At 64.9% G+C, this 15001-nt stretch carries 14 protein-coding genes; 8 read left to right on the top strand and 6 right to left on the bottom strand.

Features of this window, described 5'->3' with window-relative positions; genetic code table 11:
- Position 1 precedes the first annotated feature (1 nt).
- The gene (locus D579_RS0100515) at positions 2-1126 is read left to right on the top strand and encodes a site-2 protease family protein (protein WP_018950749.1); all 1125 of its coding nucleotides are present in this window, start codon (positions 2-4) and stop codon (positions 1124-1126) included.
- Between the two features lie 132 nt (positions 1127-1258).
- Positions 1259-1678 (top strand): CBS domain-containing protein, encoded by a 420-nt coding sequence (locus D579_RS0100520; protein WP_017941040.1) that lies wholly within the window; start codon positions 1259-1261, stop codon positions 1676-1678.
- Between the two features lie 365 nt (positions 1679-2043).
- Here D579_RS0100520 and D579_RS0100525 read toward each other — a convergent pair whose 3' ends face one another.
- Positions 2044-2814: a bifunctional 2-polyprenyl-6-hydroxyphenol methylase/3-demethylubiquinol 3-O-methyltransferase UbiG gene (locus D579_RS0100525; RefSeq protein WP_017941043.1), complete on the bottom strand. Its 771-nt coding sequence runs from the start codon at positions 2812-2814 to the stop codon at positions 2044-2046.
- Between the two features lie 153 nt (positions 2815-2967).
- On the opposite strand from D579_RS0100525, the gene D579_RS0100530 reads away from it, so the two are divergent.
- Complete coding sequence (locus D579_RS0100530; protein WP_018950750.1) at positions 2968-4392, top strand: PLP-dependent aminotransferase family protein; 1425 nt, start codon at positions 2968-2970, stop codon at positions 4390-4392.
- Positions 4393-4438: 46 nt separating this feature from the next.
- Here D579_RS0100530 and D579_RS0100535 read toward each other — a convergent pair whose 3' ends face one another.
- On the bottom strand, positions 4439-5557 hold the full coding sequence (locus tag D579_RS0100535; RefSeq protein ID WP_018950751.1) for an alpha/beta fold hydrolase: 1119 nt from the start codon (positions 5555-5557) through the stop codon (positions 4439-4441).
- 189 nt (positions 5558-5746) lie between these two features.
- Positions 5747-6955, bottom strand: coding sequence for an IS110 family transposase (locus tag D579_RS0100540; RefSeq protein WP_018950752.1), 1209 nt, complete (start codon positions 6953-6955; stop codon positions 5747-5749).
- A 367-nt stretch (positions 6956-7322) separates the two neighbouring features.
- Between D579_RS0100540 and D579_RS0100545 the strand changes: the two genes are divergently transcribed.
- On the top strand, positions 7323-8039 hold the full coding sequence (locus tag D579_RS0100545) for a nuclease-related domain-containing protein (protein WP_018950753.1): 717 nt from the start codon (positions 7323-7325) through the stop codon (positions 8037-8039).
- 124 nt (positions 8040-8163) lie between these two features.
- Here the strand turns inward: D579_RS0100545 and D579_RS0100550 are convergent, their stop codons facing one another.
- Complete coding sequence (locus tag D579_RS0100550) at positions 8164-8637, bottom strand: SgcJ/EcaC family oxidoreductase (RefSeq protein WP_018938162.1); 474 nt, start codon at positions 8635-8637, stop codon at positions 8164-8166.
- A gap of 527 nt (positions 8638-9164) precedes the next feature.
- Between D579_RS0100550 and D579_RS0100555 the strand changes: the two genes are divergently transcribed.
- The 4 genes from D579_RS0100555 (at position 9165) to D579_RS0100570 (ending at position 12935) form a co-directional block, all read left to right on the top strand.
- A complete protein-coding gene (locus tag D579_RS0100555; RefSeq protein ID WP_018144270.1) occupies positions 9165-9503 on the top strand; it encodes a hypothetical protein in 339 nt (112 codons plus the stop codon).
- Between the two features lie 241 nt (positions 9504-9744).
- Positions 9745-10065: a hypothetical protein gene (locus D579_RS0100560; protein ID WP_018950754.1), complete on the top strand. Its 321-nt coding sequence runs from the start codon at positions 9745-9747 to the stop codon at positions 10063-10065.
- A 243-nt stretch (positions 10066-10308) separates the two neighbouring features.
- On the top strand, positions 10309-11262 hold the full coding sequence (locus D579_RS0100565) for a DMT family transporter (protein WP_051074756.1): 954 nt from the start codon (positions 10309-10311) through the stop codon (positions 11260-11262).
- Between the two features lie 203 nt (positions 11263-11465).
- Entirely contained in the window at positions 11466-12935 is a 1470-nt protein-coding gene (locus D579_RS0100570) for an amidohydrolase family protein (protein ID WP_018950755.1), read from the top strand.
- Positions 12936-13237: 302 nt separating this feature from the next.
- Here D579_RS0100570 and D579_RS0100575 read toward each other — a convergent pair whose 3' ends face one another.
- Together D579_RS0100575 and D579_RS0100580 are read right to left on the bottom strand one after the other, a co-directional pair.
- A complete protein-coding gene (locus D579_RS0100575) occupies positions 13238-13570 on the bottom strand; it encodes a cupin domain-containing protein (protein WP_018950756.1) in 333 nt (110 codons plus the stop codon).
- Positions 13571-13613: 43 nt separating this feature from the next.
- Positions 13614-14888, bottom strand: a complete 1275-nt coding sequence (locus D579_RS0100580) for a hypothetical protein (RefSeq protein ID WP_018950757.1) — start codon at positions 14886-14888, stop codon at positions 13614-13616.
- Positions 14889-15001: the final 113 nt, after the last annotated feature.

Consider the following 15001-nt stretch of genomic DNA (forward strand, 5'->3'; position numbering starts at 1 on the left):
TATGTTCAAGACGGTCTTGGTCCTCGGCCACATCAGCGGTATCCGCATCCAGATCCACGTGAGCTGGGTGTTCATCCTCCTGCTACTGCTGGCGACCATGAGCACCGGCTTCCACTACCAGTTTCCGGAGTGGACGCTGCCGATGGTGGTGGGTACCGCGGTGGTGACGGCCCTGTTGTTCTTTGCCTCCATTCTGGCCCATGAGCTGGGCCACAGCGTGGTGGCCATCCGACGGGGTGTGCCGGTGGAATCGATCACCTTGTTCATCTTCGGCGGGCTGGCCCAGATGGGAAGGGACACCGAGCGCGCGGACGACGAGTTCTGGATCGCGATTGCCGGGCCAGCAGTCAGTGTGGGCCTGGCGCTGACCTTCGGGGGGCTCGCGCAGATCGCCTCCGGTTGGTACGAGCCGGTGTCGGTGGCGCTGGGCTGGCTGGCGTTCATCAATCTGGTGGTGGCGGTATTCAACCTCATCCCCGGTTTTCCGCTGGACGGGGGACGGGTGTTCCGGGCGCTGGTGTGGAAGATCACCGGCGACCCGCGCAAGGCGGTGGCGGCCGCAGTCTGGGGCGGGCGGATGGTGGCGTTCCTCCTGTTCGGCTTCGGTTTCTGGAATCTCGTAGTGATCGGCAACCTGATCGGCGGCGTCTGGATCATGCTGATCGCCTGGTTCCTGCTGACCATGGCCGAAGGGCAGGGGCGGATGTACGAGATGCGCGACCGGCTGGCGGGTGTCCGCGCGCGGGATCTGGCCGATCCGGAGCCGCCCTTCGTCAGCCCGGATGCGTCCATCCAGGAGTGGATCGACCAGGGCGTCCTGCCGGACGGGCGCCGCTCCTTTCTGGTCGGCGAGCCAGAGCGGGTGCAGGGGCTGGTGACCTTGAGCGACAGCCGCAAGGTGCCGCGGGAGCGGTGGGCGACCACCCGGATCGCCGACATCATGACCCCCGCGGATTCGCTGAGACAGGTTGCGCCGGATACGCAGGCCGAGGAGATCCTGCAGCTCATGAGTGAGCACAACCTCAACCAGATCCCGGTGCTGGAGGCATCCGGCCGGGCCATTGGCTGGATCGACCGCCAGAAGCTCCTGCGCACCATCGAGATCCACATGGAGGTCAAGCGCTAGAACCAGGGAGACAAAGGGGGGCAGCCATGGAAGGCCAACTGCACAGGGACGCATCACCTTGGGAAGGGCCGGGCCCGATACGCTCGCGTGTATCTGATACCGTGGGCTGCAGCAATCACAGGAGTGCTGGACATGACGTCGATGAATGTACCGGTGGAGGAGTTCACCACCCCCGACCCCGTCACTGCCAACGAAGATATGGCGATCGACGAGCTGCGGGCGTTGATGGAGCGGCATGGCGTGCGCCATCTTCCGGTCGTGCGCGGTGAGTCGGTGGTGGGGCTGGTCAGTGACCGCGAGGTCCGCGTGGTTCTGGGCTTGCCGCTCACCGAGATCAATCAGGTGCGGGCCTCCGACATCATGGCGGCCGACCCGCTGACGGTGACGGCGACCACGCCTCTGGACCAGGTGGCGTATGCCATGTCGGAAAACAAGGTGGGCAGCGTGATCGTCAACGATGAAGATGGCCGGTTCCTGGGGATCTTCACGGCCAGCGACGCCCTGAATGCGCTGACCGAGCTCGTCCGCGGAGGAGGCGCGCCCGCCGCATGACGCGTGGCGCGACGACGTGTGGAAAAACAAAAGAAGAGGTGTAGTGGTCAGGCGATTTCGGACACTGAACCGCCCCGGGTTTGCCCGAGACTCGTTGGTTTGGGTCACGCCACCTGGTGAGCTATGGGCTCAGAGCTTGCCTTTTGCCTCTGCTAGTTTCCGGCGGAGGGCAAAAGGCAAGGTTTGACCCCGGCGGGGTCACTTTCCGGGATGCGGGATATCGAATGCCTGCGGCCGGGGCGCGGTGAATGCGCGCTCGTCGTCGTGGCGGCTTCCCCGAACGCCGAAACGGCCGAAAGCCCCGAGCCGCCTGTGCGGCCCGGGGCGGGTGGGGTCCCGGTAGGGGGTGGCGGTGCCGCCGGGAATTAGCTGCGTGGGCGGTAGGCAACCTGCTGGATGAAGTCGACGTTGTCGCGCTCGTAGGGGCTGGCGAAGTCGCCGAAGCGGGAAACGTTAATGAAGCCCGCGTCTTCCAGCAGGTGGGAGACGTAGTCCTGGCGCAGCGGATACATGTTGAGCTGGAAGTGAGCCCCATCCGGGAACTTGTACTCGAAACGCGCGAGCTGGCGGTTGAGTTCGCCGGGATAGGCATCCACGCCCTTGCCAGTGTAGTAGTGCTGGTGTGTCGAGCTGAAGCCGTTGTCGAGCATCGAATCGTAGTTGCGGTGATCCAGGATGATCATTCCGCCGGGACGCAGCGCCCGGAAGAAGGCGTGCATCGCGTCGCGTCGGGCCTCGTGGTCGAACAGGTGGGTAAACGAGTTGCCCAGGCACACCAGCGCGTCGAAGCGCTCTTCGCCCAATTGCCGGTCCAGCTGTACCCAGTCCGCCACCTGGGTGTGAGCAAAGGTGACCCCGAGGCGCTGCGCGTTTTCGCGCGTTTTGGCCAGCATGTTCTCGGAACCGTCGGTGGCGGTGACGACGAGACCGGAACGGGCCAGGTTGATCGCGTTGAAGCCGGTGCCGCAGGCGACGTCGGCGACTTCGCGGCCGCCGGCGTTCTTCACCAGCCGCTCGTAGAAACCGCCTTCGGATTCCGTGCGGCCTTCCCAGCCGACCAGGTCGTCCCAGTAGTCGACAAAGTCGGCGGTGTACTGGCCATACTGGTTCCCGGTGTCGAGGTTCTGAATACTCATGCAGTGCTCCTTGGTTGCGCGGCAGCGCGCCGCTGATACCGATACAGCCTACGTGGGGCCTGCCCATCCATACAGATGTAGTAGAGTTGCGAATGAACCGGTACAGATACGCAGTTTTCATAACTGTGCCGGTCGCTTCGGGAGGTAACTGTGATGGAAGGGCCGGTGGGGCATCGCTACGAGGCCGTGGCCAGGGCGCTTGAGGCGGCGATCGAGGCGGGCGTTCACGGGCCCGGTGACCGGTTGCCCGGGGTCCGTAAGCTCGCGGCCCAGTTCGGGGTGAGTGTGTCCACGGTGGTGGCCGCCGAACATCTGCTGGAGGACCGCGGCCTGATCGAGGCCCGGCCCCGTTCGGGCTATTACGTGCGTCGTCACCCCTGGGAACCACCGGAGCGTCCGGCGCCCTCCAGTCCCGCTAATGAACCGGTGCCGGTGACCAGTCAGGCGCTGGTGCTGCGGGTGGTTCAGGCGGCCGGGGAGCCCGGCATGGTCCAGCTGGGTGCCGCGGTTCCACACGCGGATTTCCTGCCCGCGCGCGGTCTGCGGCGAGCCTTTGCCGGGGTCCCGGCGCGCTGGGGTGGTCGGGAGCTGGATTACGCGTTTCCGCCCGGGCCGTACGAGCTGCGCCAGCAGATTGCGCGGCGTATGGCGGATGCCGGTTGCCAGATCACGCCGGAGGAGGTGGTCGTCACCAATGGTGCGCAGGAAGCGCTGGCGCTCTCGTTGCGGGCGGTGACGGAGCCCGGCGACGTGGTGGCGATCGAGTCGCCCACCTTCTACGGCCTGCTGCAGGCGATCGAGGCCCTGGGGTTGCGGGCACTGGAGATCCCAACCGATCCGGACGAAGGCATTGCGCCCGAGGCCATGGCCCTGGCGCTGGATCAATGGCCGGTGAAGGCCGCCTTGCTGATGCCAAACTTTGGCAATCCACTGGGGCATCGCGCCAGCGACGAGCGCAAGCGTGCTCTGGTGGAGCTACTGGAGGACCGCGGCGTGCCTCTGATCGAGGACGACGTGTACGGAGATCTGGCCTTCGAGGCGCCCCGGCCGTGGGCGGCACGGGCGTTCGAGACCCGGGGCGGGGTGCTCTACTGCGGCTCTTTCTCCAAGACCCTGTCGCCAGGGTTGCGGGTCGGGTGGGCGGTGCCCGGGCGCTTCCGTGACCGGGTGGAGTACCTCAAGTACTCCGGCAGCTCTTCCACGCCCGCCTGGCCGGGGTTCGCGGTGGCCGATTTTCTGGAGCGCGGTGGCTATGATCGCTACCTGCGCCGAGTGCGGGGAGACTACGCGCGCGCGGTGGATCGTGTGAGCCGGGCAGTGGCCCGGTATTTCCCGCCGGGGACACGCCAGACCCGGCCCACGGGTGGTTTCGTACTCTGGTTGGAGCTCCCGGAGGCAGTGGATGCGCTGGCGCTTTACCGCCGGGACGAGGGGATCAGTATCGCGCCGGGCCCACTTTTTTCGCCTTCCGGAAAATTCCGTCACCACGTGCGCCTGAACTGTGCCCAGCCCTGGGATGCGCGGCTCGAACGCGCTCTGGCTCGTCTTGGCGCAATGGCCCGGGAAGCCGCTGCCTGACACCCAGCAACGGATATCGGGGCGGACCTCGTTACCATCCACAGGGTCAATTCGACCGCCGCGCGATCAGGTCCGCCACCGCGCGGATAAGCTGCCACTGGCCGATGAGTCCCACGCCTTGCGGATCGATGTGGGAGAAGCCATCGATCAGGTGCAGGTCGACGTCGCCGATTGCACGGGCGAGGCGCTCGCTTTCGGTGTGCGGGATCATCGTGTCGGCCCGACCGTGGATCAGGATGGCACCATTGGAAAGATGCGAGAGGTCGCGGTTGGTCAGGGACAGCATCTCGATGGCCGCCTGCGCGCTGGCCGGCAGATCGTCCAGGAGCGCCGGGACGCGGTCCTGGTCATCGTTCAGGATTAACGCCAATAGGCTTCGCCCCTCATCGCCGAGATCATCGGCCACGTCGTCGATGGGGGCCTTGGGGTCGCCCATGCGCCGCCGCGCGATTTCTTCGAGAATCGCGCGGTCTTCGGGGTCATTCAGCATGTGCAGATTGCCGCGCAGGAAGATCCACTTCGCCTGCGGGTCCGGCGTGCGCGTCTGCCAGTGGGCGGATCCGGGCTCCCGGAAGGCCCCTGTGGTGGAGAAGGTGATCACGTTCTTCGTGTCGTAGTAGCCGCCGATCGCGACCAGGAAGTCGATGGCCTCCTCCCCCTCCGGCGTTAGCGTCGCCAGGACTGCAAGGCCCACGGCATAAGAGATCGCCGCGACCCCCACCTCTTGTTCATCGGTTGCGCGGTCCACCTCCAGACGGGCCAGTAGGGCCGCGGCATCACCGATGGCAGCGGCATCCTCAGGGCGCACACTGAGGTCTTTCGTACCCTGCAGGTCGGGCACCAGCACCAGGAAGCGTGCCCGCGCCAGCGTAGTGGCGAGTTGCACCAGCCGGAGGTCGTCCTTGCCCTGTGGCGTGAAGCCCGGCACGAGGACGATGCGGGCCCCCACATTTTGTTGGGGATGATAGAGGTCGGCCGCGATGTCACCTTCGTCCGTCTCGAGGGTAAGCGTTTGGCGCACGGGCTCGGGGGTGCGGGCCTTCAGCGTGCTCGGTCCCGCGCCGGCCTCGATGTCCTGCAGCACGCGCGTTGCCTCCCAGCTCTGAGTGTTGATGCAGCCGGCAAGCAGCAGGAGACCCAGCAACACAGCAGCGATGCGAAGCATGCGACTACTCTCCTGTCAGATGAGCTGTATCACTCCCGTCGGTACCCTAAGTCTATATCCGGAGTGACCGGGTCGGACCTCCAGCAGTAGGGTGCAATCAAGAGGTTGCTGCCGGATCGGGATCTTATAACGGGGTCGGACCGCGGTAACGCACGGAAAAGGCAAGGTCTGAACATCCCTCTCGGATTTTCAAGGCTTGGGCGTTTCGCGTGTGGGGCGACGGTGGTACTCCCGTCCTTGACGGAGCATCGTCCAGATCATTCGGATCAAGTGACGCCCGAGGGTTCGTACCGCTTGATTGTGCGTCTTGCCTTGAGCACGTTTGCGGTCGTAGTACGCGCGGGACTCGGGCACATGGGCCATGTGCCGTGCCACGCAGGTCATCAGTGCATTCTGGCATCGGGTATTAACGGAGCGGGGGCGTTTACCCCGATCGCGAACGCCCGAACTGTTCGCTAGCGGGGCCATCCCCACATAGACGGCCAGCCCCGATTCCTTGGTGAACCGATCCAGTGTGCCGATCTCGCCCACTAACTCCGCAACACCCGTCGGGCCGAAGCCGGGGATGGATCGCAGGAGCCGAGCCGGTTGGCTCTCGCACGCCAAGCGTTCGAGCTCGGTGTCCAACTCCGTGATCCGCTCACTCAGCGTCAGGATCGATCGTGCATCGGTGACCACATCCATATCGCCGAAGGCGATATCCGGGGCAAACTGTGCGGTCGGCTGCCATGCCTGGATCTTGGCGAGATAAGCGCGCCCAACACCCCGTATCCTTAACAGCGTCGAGGCGCGTACTCGTGGCAACGCCGTGAGGCGGTCTCGGCAGGTCAGGAAGCGGAGGAACCACCGGTTGTCGATCGAACCCGTGATCGACAGCAAGCCCGGGCAAAGCGCCTGTAGATCGCAGTTCAGCCGCGTCAGACGCCCAGCCCGCTCCTGTACCAGCACCCGCCGCCGGCGCGTCAGATACTTCAGATGGCGGTGCGCCTTTGGGATCAGCGTCACCCGCTGTAGGGCATTGCGGGCTACCCCGGGTTGCTGATCCAGCGCGAATAGCTCGAGCATGCGGCGCGAGTCGATCGCGTCCGTCTTGGCAGGAGCCGGAAAGATCTCCTTATACCGTGCTAGCTTCAAGTTATTGACGTTGTACAGCGCCCAACCGCGGGCCAGGGTCTGGCTATCCAGCGGGCGTGCCCAGCCGTTGTAACCTTCCATCGCCACCTGGACCCTCTGGTCCGGCGACCGACGATGGCGTTCCACTCGTTCGAAGAACGCTGTAAATCCAGACGGTTCGTGATCGATTCGGAACTCGTCCAGCACATGTCCCGTACCATCGCCGACCGCCACTTGGTGGAAACGACTGCCGACATCCACGGCTACAAGAAGAGGGGTATCCATAGCGGTGACCTCCAGGCAAGATCCGACGCCAAAACTCATCCGGCGTCTCGTCTACCTTTCAGCCATCACTCCAGAAGAGTGGGCACCATCCACGTGGGACGCTCCGGATGATGCAGGGGCGGCGAAGGCGGCATTTCAGAACCGAGCACGTCCAAGCGGAGTGCGGACCCCACAAGCCACACCTCCGCCGCCGTCTCGAGTCTAGAACACCTCAACACCCTTCGCCGGCCTGCGAAATCCAAAGGTAGACCCCGGCGTGGCTTACGCAGTAATCCGGCTGCCGCGGAACGAAGCCGGTCCAGTAGTCGGGCTCAATCTGGCATCGTGGAGGCGTTCGATTCGTTCCGGCAATGAAAAGGAAGGGGCCATGGCGAATACTCGGTATGTGACCGCGAATCGATTGACTGAGGAGTCGAAGGCGATTCAGGCGAAGGGGCGGAATCTGGTCCTGATCCTGGGCCTTCCGGTCGCGGTTGCGGCCTTCTTCATTCATCCGCTCGTAGGGCTCGTAGCGCTTGCGGGCGTGGCGGCCCTGTATGGAAGCATCGGTGGCAGCGCGGTGATCGAGGCGGGGGCGCGCGGCGAGGATGCGGCCCTGGACTGGCTTTCGAAGCTCCCGGATTCATTTGCGATCTTCAATCAGGTGGATCTGCCCAGCGAACAGTCCCGCACCGGGATGGTGGAGACCGACCTGGTGGTGACCGGACCGGAGGCGGTGTTCGTGATCGAGGTGAAGCACAACAACGGGGCGATCGACTGTGACGAGAGCCGGTCGCAATGGACCGTGAGCAAGACGGGGCGTCGCGGAAACCGCTATGGCAAGGAGATGCGCAATCCCATCAGGCAGGTGAAGAAGCAGGTGTGGTTGCTGAGTGAATATCTGAAGAGCCGCAAGGCGAAGCGCTGGATCCAGCCGATCGTGCTGTTCACCCACCCGGATGTCTCGCTGGGGCGTTCTTCCGACCTGTCGGTACCCGTGCTCACCGGCCCCGAGGTGGTCGAGTACATCCGGAACTTCAAGCCGGAGCGGCCGCGCCCGGTGAAGGAGAACACGGTGCAGGCCATCGCGACCCTGAAGGGCTGAATCGGCCAGAGAAATAGCGGCGTCGGACCACGCTAAGAGTTGAATCTCTATGGGGTCAGACCTTGCCGTTTGCCCCTGGAGGGTTCCGGCGGGAACGAAAGGCCAGGTCTGATCCCGACGGCTGCTATGGGTGCACGGCGGTGTTCTGTCCGAACTGGATCTGCCAGCCGTGGTGATCGTGGCGCTCGAACAGGAAGCTCATACGCGTGTGCAGCTCGCCGTCGCCGCGGTCCGGCAGGCCTTCCGGCATGGATTCAATGCCCGCAACCCGAAACATGACTTCTGCGAAGGCGGTGTCGTCGCCGAGCAGGATGATGTCCTGTACGTCGACGCTTAGCGAGGTTCCGGCAAAGGGGCCCTGCAGCAAGTCCGTATGCCGTTGTGCATTGCTCGAACGGTCCTCGAGGCGCGTGCCGACGAGATTGATTACCCCGGCGTTCTCCGCATAGTCGCGTGCCCAGGCCTCGCCATCGCCGGCTTCCCATGCGGCCCCCTTGGCCTCCAGGATGCGCTGGATCTCGCCGTCGTCGGCCCAAGCAGGGGCCGCCATGAGTGCGGCCAGGGGCAAGGCGATCAGTAGGAACGGTTTCCTGGACATGCAAGCTCCGGATGGTGTTTGTGACAGGCGCCCCTGTGTACAGGAGTGGCGGCCTGAGTGCCAGTGAGCCCGCGCTATGGGGTCTACTGCGGATTTGGCAGGCCGGCGTCGCCAGAGGAGCAGCCGCGGCGCCTTCCCGCACAAATAGGCCCCGCCGCGTCGGCTTGAGTGGCGCAATGGATATGCGCGCCGCGCGTGGTTGTGAGGCGTATTTGTGTGTCCCCGCACAGACGGGCGAGGGCTGGCTATGCAGAGTTTTCGGGTGGGTTGGCAATGTCACAGACCAGTCATTCATGAGGATTGCGGGATGGATTGGAGTTATACGGGCAACCAACCCTTAGCGCGCGTGGCGACGTGTCTCGAGCCCCTTCGGGCTTGGGGCCCCTATCCCGCAATGCTGCGTTGGATCCCGTGCCGGAAGAATGACTACTGGTCTGCGTGACGCGTCTGGTCCCGGGAACAATGGGGCACCGACGCGGACGGGGCCGTTGATCAGGAGGGCCTTCAGGGGCTCTCAAGGAGAAGACATGAACAAACCAGCCATCCTGCAACCCGAGGCGAACTCTCGGGTGGCGAAGCAGTGCGAGTATCTCGCGGAGCAGTACGGGGCGCAGGTGTTGCGGCCGCTGTACCAATCCCTCAGGGGGTCCATCGGCGACGAGACTCTGACCGGCCTCGATGCGCCCGGCCGGGATGCCAATCCGGTGGATCAGGCCTGGTTTCTGGTGAAGCTACTCGGCGCCGATGATGCACTCCGGGCGATCGAGGGCGCGGTACGCGAATACGCCCAGGATCCAAGGGCCTCGCTGGAGTCGCATCTGCACGTGGTCGAGGCGTGGGGTGAACCCAAGGCCAAGGCGGGTTGAGCATGGATCGGCGTTGGCGGTCCTGCCTGAACTGGCGGGCGCGCTTGCCCGTCAGAAAGAGGAGAAAGAGGACACCCACGGTCTTCGATATGTTTGAAACCGTACGGACGCCAGCCTGACATCGGCCTATTTTTTCGAGCGTGGAAAGCGGCCCGGCATCAAAGCAAAGGTCGGAAGGCGCCCCGCACGATGGGCATAAATCTCGTGACACTGCGCGGGATATTCGGATGGAAGGAGTGACATGATGGCCAGAGACAATTTGCCGACCGTGGATTGGCAGGACGGACAGAACGCGGATCGGGTGAAGATGCAGGTGAGGCGCGAGGAGCCGGTGATCATGAAGATGCCATCGGGCATGGACTGGTCGGTGGATGGGGGTGAGTTCAAGTGCACAGCCGATCCCGACAGAGGGATGCAATGCGACTGCGAAGGCGGCCTGTTGCGGAAACTGGCGGAGCTCAACAATATGCCAGAGCTGAAGGAAATCGCGGACGCCTGCGAGTATTCGAGTTCCCGCGTCGATATCGACCCCGCCGGCGCGCGTATCATCGTCCACGACTGATTTTCCCGGGAGCCGCGAGGGCGGCAAGGGCTCAGGCCGTCCTTCCGCGCCGCGCCTCCACCCAAGCGGCAAGGGCTTCTCTAATGTCCCGGGCTCGTTGATGTCTCACAACATCACGACGTGTGGCGCTGTTATATTGTGCGGCGTTTCGCTGACCCATCGCGGGGTCAACGCGAAACATGTCGCCGACCAGCAGATCGACGGGTCGGGACTCACTCACGACCCACGATAGGGACTGGCTGAATGGCACAGGGCGCACCGAACCCGCTGAGGTCGCTTTCATCCGAAAAAGTGGTGGGTCTGAGCACGCTGTTCGTCGCCCTGGCGGCGTTTTCCTGGGGGCTGTCCGGCGGGATTGGGGGCATTCTCACGGGCCAGGGTTGGGATCCGGTGGTGGTGTCGTTCTACCGGGGCGCGATCGGGCTGCTGTTCGTGCTCGCCTGGCTTGCGATTCGCCCGCATGGCAGCGGATTGGCCAGTGGCCGCATGTGGTTCTGGTCGGCGATCGCCGGCCTGGGGGTCGCGGGCAACTTCACCTTCTACTTCCTGAGCATCGCCGAGGGCAGTGTCGCGGTGGCTGCGACACTGATGTACTGCGCGCCGGTATTCGTTTATCTCGTCTCTTTTGCACTCGGGCTCGAAAAACCCACCCTGTTCAAGTGGGTCGCGATCGCGATGGTCATGCTGGGTGTGGTGCTGCTGACGGGTATTTACGATATCGGTGCCGGTGACGTGACGCCGATCGCCGCCGGGGCCGGTCTGGCTTCGGGGCTGTCCTACGCGGTCTTCATCTTCGGCTTCAAGTTCGCGGCACCCCACGGCAGCCCGCAGGCGATTCTGGTGATTGCGTTCGCGGTCCTGGTCGTCATCCTGTTCGGGCTGGGCGATCCCGACCAGACCGTGGCTGTGCTGAGCACGCCGAGCTGGCCGTTGTTCGTGATACTGGGCGTGCTGGGCGCCGGATTGTCGTTCATTTTCTACATCATCGGCCTGAACCACACGGCACCCGCCGTCGCGTCCATCGTGGCGATGGTCGAGCCGGTGACTGCGTCGCTGTTCGGCGTGGTGTTCCTGAGCGAGACCCTGGGCGCACTCCAGGTCTTTGGCATGGGACTGATCCTGCTGACCGTGACCGCCCTGAGCGTCTATTCCAGCTCGCAGAAGCAATCGGTTCCGCCCCAACCTCGCGCTGATTAGCGCTTGAACCTGCTCCGGGGAGCTGGATTCGTGGGGTCCGATATCGCCGTCACGGCTCAACTTCCGACAATGTTTCGAAAGAGACAAAGGGATGAGAATGAGGGTCAAGATGCACTCATCCCTGCTAATCTGAACTAGGGATCGGGCGGCGCGGACGTCTCCCGGTGTTTACTGGTCAGCGGCCTTGCCCAAGGAGCCCAGTGATGCACGAGCCTGTCCACTCCCACCCCTGCTGCGGCATCGAACACCCCGGGGGCATGTCGTGCCTGTGCGGCCGGCCGGAGACCATGCGCGCCATGCAGCGTATCGAGGCGGACATCAGCCGCCGGCGTATGCTGGGAGGCATGGCGGCGCTGGTGGGCATGTTCGCCGGGTTCCGAGTAGCGGCCGGGCCGGATGAGCGGCCGGGCCTGCCGGATCGCCCCCTGCTACTGGTGAATCTGCGGCTGTTCGATGGCCAGTCCCTCCATCTGAGGGAAGGCGTGGCGGTTTTGATCCAGGGTGAGCGGATCGTCGATCTGATCACGCCGGACGCAGCGCCCGAGGGTGTGCTGCGTGTGGATTGCGGAGGACGGGTGGTGATGCCCGGACTCATCGATGCCCACTGGCATACCACCCTGGCGGGGGTGGACATGCGCACCGCCCTGACGGCGGATCCGGCCTACATTCACCTGCAGGCGGCGCGCGAGGCGCGGGCGACGCTGATGCGTGGTTTCACCACGGTGCGCGACGTGGGCGGCCCCGCCTTCGCTCTCAAGCGCGTCATTGACGAAGGCGTTACCCCGGGGCCGCGCATCTTCCCCTCCGGCGCGATGATCAGCCAGACCTCGGGGCACGGTGATTTCCGCATGCGCCATGAAGTACCGCGCACGGCCCTGTCCGGCCCCACCCAGACGGAGCTTTCCGGGGTGTCGGTGATCGCCGATGGCGCCGACGAGGTGCTCCGTCGCGCGCGGGAACAGCTCATGCTGGGCGCAAGCCAGATCAAGCTAATGGCTGGTGGCGGTGTGGCCTCCCTCTACGATCCCCTGGATAGCGTGCAGTACACCGAGCGGGAGTTGCGCGCGGGTGTCGAGGCCGCCAGGGACTGGGGCACCTATGCCACGGTGCACGTTTACGTGCCCGAAGGGATCAAGCGCGCCATCCGCGCGGGTGTCGGCTGCATCGAACACGGCCAGCTGGCAGACGAGGAGGCGGTCCGCATGATGGCGGGCGAGGGCGTCTGGTGGAGCCTGCAGCCATTTCTCCAGGACGAGGACTCCAACGTTTACCGGGATCCGGAACAGGTGGCGAAGCAGACGCGGGTGGCCAGGGGTACGGAACAGGCCTACGCGTGGGCACGCGAGCATGAGGTACAGACCGCCTGGGGCACGGACATCCTGTTTGCCCCCGACAAGACCCATACCCAGGGGCGTCAGCTGGCCAAGATGACCCGCTTCTACGAACCCTTCGAGGTACTGCGCATGGCTACTGGGGACAACGGCCGCTGCCTGGCGTTATCCGGGCCGCGCGCGCCCTACGGCAGCGGTCTGGGGGTTGTTCAGCCCGGTGGCCTGGCAGACCTGCTGGTGGTCGACGGGGAGCCGGAGCGGGATCTGTCCTTCCTGGCGGAGCCGGAGAACTCGTTGCGGTTGATCATGAAGGGCGGGCGGATGTACCGGAACACCCTGTGAAGTCGCTGCCGGCAGGGCTAAGAATTCTTCCTGCGGATGTAGCAGGTCGGCGGATTGGCGGCGGATGGGCAAAGGGCAAGGTTCGACCCCGGGCATTTCGGCTGGCAGTGGATGGGCAAAGGGCAAGGTCAGCCCCGGTCATCTCGCCTGCGCGAGGATGGGACTCGGGGGGCGGTCTACTCGAGCGCGCAGAGGCAGTCGGTTCCGTCTCAAGCAAGCGCTGAGTGGCGCCTGGGCCTGGAACCGGCCCGGTGCAGTCCGGGATGGTGGCGTGGAATCACGCCAAATATCGGTTGATCAGGCTATCGCGGGTGGTAGATGGTCACCAGGACTGACGCGTCTTCCAGCGCCTTGAGGGCATGGGGCTGACCCCCATTCAGGTAGATCAGGGCGCCGGCGGTGAGCCGCTGGACCTTGTCTTCCCCGATGCGGAAATCGACCGAGCCTTCCAGGCATTGGACCGTGATCTCTCCGGGTACGGCGTGATCACTGAACTCTTCGCCTTTGGGGAGCACGACGCGGAAGACTTGCAAGTGTTCCGAACGCAGCAGCGTTGCACTTTTTGACCCGCGCAGTTCTTTCCCCAGGGGGCGAACGTCCACGATCTCTCCGGGTGTGGCGTGGTGCAATGCCATGTTGTGCTCCAGCAGCTTTCTGCAATGGCGGGGCGCGCAGGCCTCAGCGGAGTGGGCGCACCTCGGCGATGTCGGACAGCGCGAGTGGCACGACCATGTAGCCGCTGCCGAAGCGTCGGCGCACACGGATGTGCTCCTCCTCGATTCCGAGCAGTTCGCCATCGCGGGTGCGCCCGTCGGCGAGCTGGATGCGGATATTGCGGCCAATGTGGTCGCCCAGGGCATTCAGTGCGATGTTCGGGACAGGCGATAAATCGGGTGCCGTGGCCGAGGCGGCCGGGCCCGTATGCAAGTTCGTATTCTCGGTCGTCGTCGGTCTGGCGGGGCCCGGGGTGACGGGGCGCAGATCGACGCGACCGTAGTGTTTTCCGGCCACGGTCAGGCTGGACTCGACCCGACGTAGCAGGTGGGTCGGGGTGTCGGCGTTGGCCCAGAGGAGCGCCGGGTTGTCGATCGGGCCAATGCGCAGCGAAACGTCCTTGGGATCCTCGATAAAGCGTCCGTAGGCATCGACCATGCCGGGCCCGGGCTGCACGCCGAAGGGTCGCCAGGCCTCGACCCAGGCGCCTTTGTGGTGCTCGGTATAGTCCTCGAGAGCCATCTCCATCTCGTTCGCGCAGAATTCCATCAGTGCAGGGTAGTACCCCCGGTCCGCGTACCCCACGGTCAAGGATTGTAGCGAGGCGGTCACTAGCGCCGGAGCGAGATCGCGAACCCGGTTCGAGGTGGCCTGGATGTCGAAGTGTCCGGTGGAGGAGCCCTGGCCCAGTGGGCCCATGCCGAACGTGCTGTGCACGGTCAGGCTGTTGCGGTCCTCTTCGAGGTGGTAGTGGGCGCCGAAGTCCAGCGGGATGTCGCGATAGCCGAGGGCGGCCATCAGGGCGTCCGGCGGGGCGGCCTGATAGGCCCCGCAGCCGGCGGTGTCGAGCCACAGCGCAGGCGTGTCGCCCTGCGCGCCTGCGGCGATGCCGGCGGGCAGGGTCAGCCCGTGCACGGAAAACCCGAGCTGCCGCGGCAGGCGTCGGGCATCCAGCGTGTGCCGAAGCCGGGCGAGCCGCCACAGGTTTCCGGCTTCCAGGGTGATGCGGTCTGCGCGCATGCGGCCGATGGCCGTGTTGTTGGGTTCAAACAGCAGCCCGTTGACGTGCAGTTCGCCCCCGAGGCCGAACCCGACGTCGGAGTAGTGCAGCGTGCCGAGCGGCTGGAGCATCTCCACCATGTCGTCGAGCTTCTGCTCGACCTGCCGGACCTCGTAGTGGTAATACCCGACACCGGCGGCGGCGACCACGAGGCCGCCCGCGATCAGTTTCCCTGGCATGTTTCTCTCCCTGTTTTGACTCATCCGGGCCGCGCGATACCGGACCCGACAGCGGGATTGCCTTGTCCCGCGCCAACAAGATACCCACTCCGGGACATTTCCGCACTGCGGTC

It is taken from the genome of Thioalkalivibrio sp. AKL12, from assembly GCF_000377925.1.
Lineage (GTDB): Bacteria > Pseudomonadota > Gammaproteobacteria > Ectothiorhodospirales > Ectothiorhodospiraceae > Thioalkalivibrio > Thioalkalivibrio versutus.

Bases quoted from the DNA above. Each gene is read 5' to 3' on its own strand.
- D579_RS0100515 (WP_018950749.1), top strand. From the start codon at position 2: ATGTTCAAGACGGTCTTGGTCCTCGGCCACATCAGCGGTATCCGCATC.
- D579_RS0100520 (WP_017941040.1), top strand. From the start codon at position 1,259: ATGACGTCGATGAATGTACCGGTGGAGGAGTTCACCACCCCCGACCCC.
- D579_RS0100525 (WP_017941043.1), bottom strand. From the start codon at position 2,814: ATGAGTATTCAGAACCTCGACACCGGGAACCAGTATGGCCAGTACACC.
- D579_RS0100530 (WP_018950750.1), top strand. From the start codon at position 2,968: ATGGAAGGGCCGGTGGGGCATCGCTACGAGGCCGTGGCCAGGGCGCTT.
- D579_RS0100535 (WP_018950751.1), bottom strand. From the start codon at position 5,557: ATGCTTCGCATCGCTGCTGTGTTGCTGGGTCTCCTGCTGCTTGCCGGC.
- D579_RS0100540 (WP_018950752.1), bottom strand. From the start codon at position 6,955: ATGGATACCCCTCTTCTTGTAGCCGTGGATGTCGGCAGTCGTTTCCAC.
- D579_RS0100545 (WP_018950753.1), top strand. From the start codon at position 7,323: ATGGCGAATACTCGGTATGTGACCGCGAATCGATTGACTGAGGAGTCG.
- D579_RS0100550 (WP_018938162.1), bottom strand. From the start codon at position 8,637: ATGTCCAGGAAACCGTTCCTACTGATCGCCTTGCCCCTGGCCGCACTC.
- D579_RS0100555 (WP_018144270.1), top strand. From the start codon at position 9,165: ATGAACAAACCAGCCATCCTGCAACCCGAGGCGAACTCTCGGGTGGCG.
- D579_RS0100560 (WP_018950754.1), top strand. From the start codon at position 9,745: ATGATGGCCAGAGACAATTTGCCGACCGTGGATTGGCAGGACGGACAG.
- D579_RS0100565 (WP_051074756.1), top strand. From the start codon at position 10,309: ATGGCACAGGGCGCACCGAACCCGCTGAGGTCGCTTTCATCCGAAAAA.
- D579_RS0100570 (WP_018950755.1), top strand. From the start codon at position 11,466: ATGCACGAGCCTGTCCACTCCCACCCCTGCTGCGGCATCGAACACCCC.
- D579_RS0100575 (WP_018950756.1), bottom strand. From the start codon at position 13,570: ATGGCATTGCACCACGCCACACCCGGAGAGATCGTGGACGTTCGCCCC.
- D579_RS0100580 (WP_018950757.1), bottom strand. From the start codon at position 14,888: ATGCCAGGGAAACTGATCGCGGGCGGCCTCGTGGTCGCCGCCGCCGGT.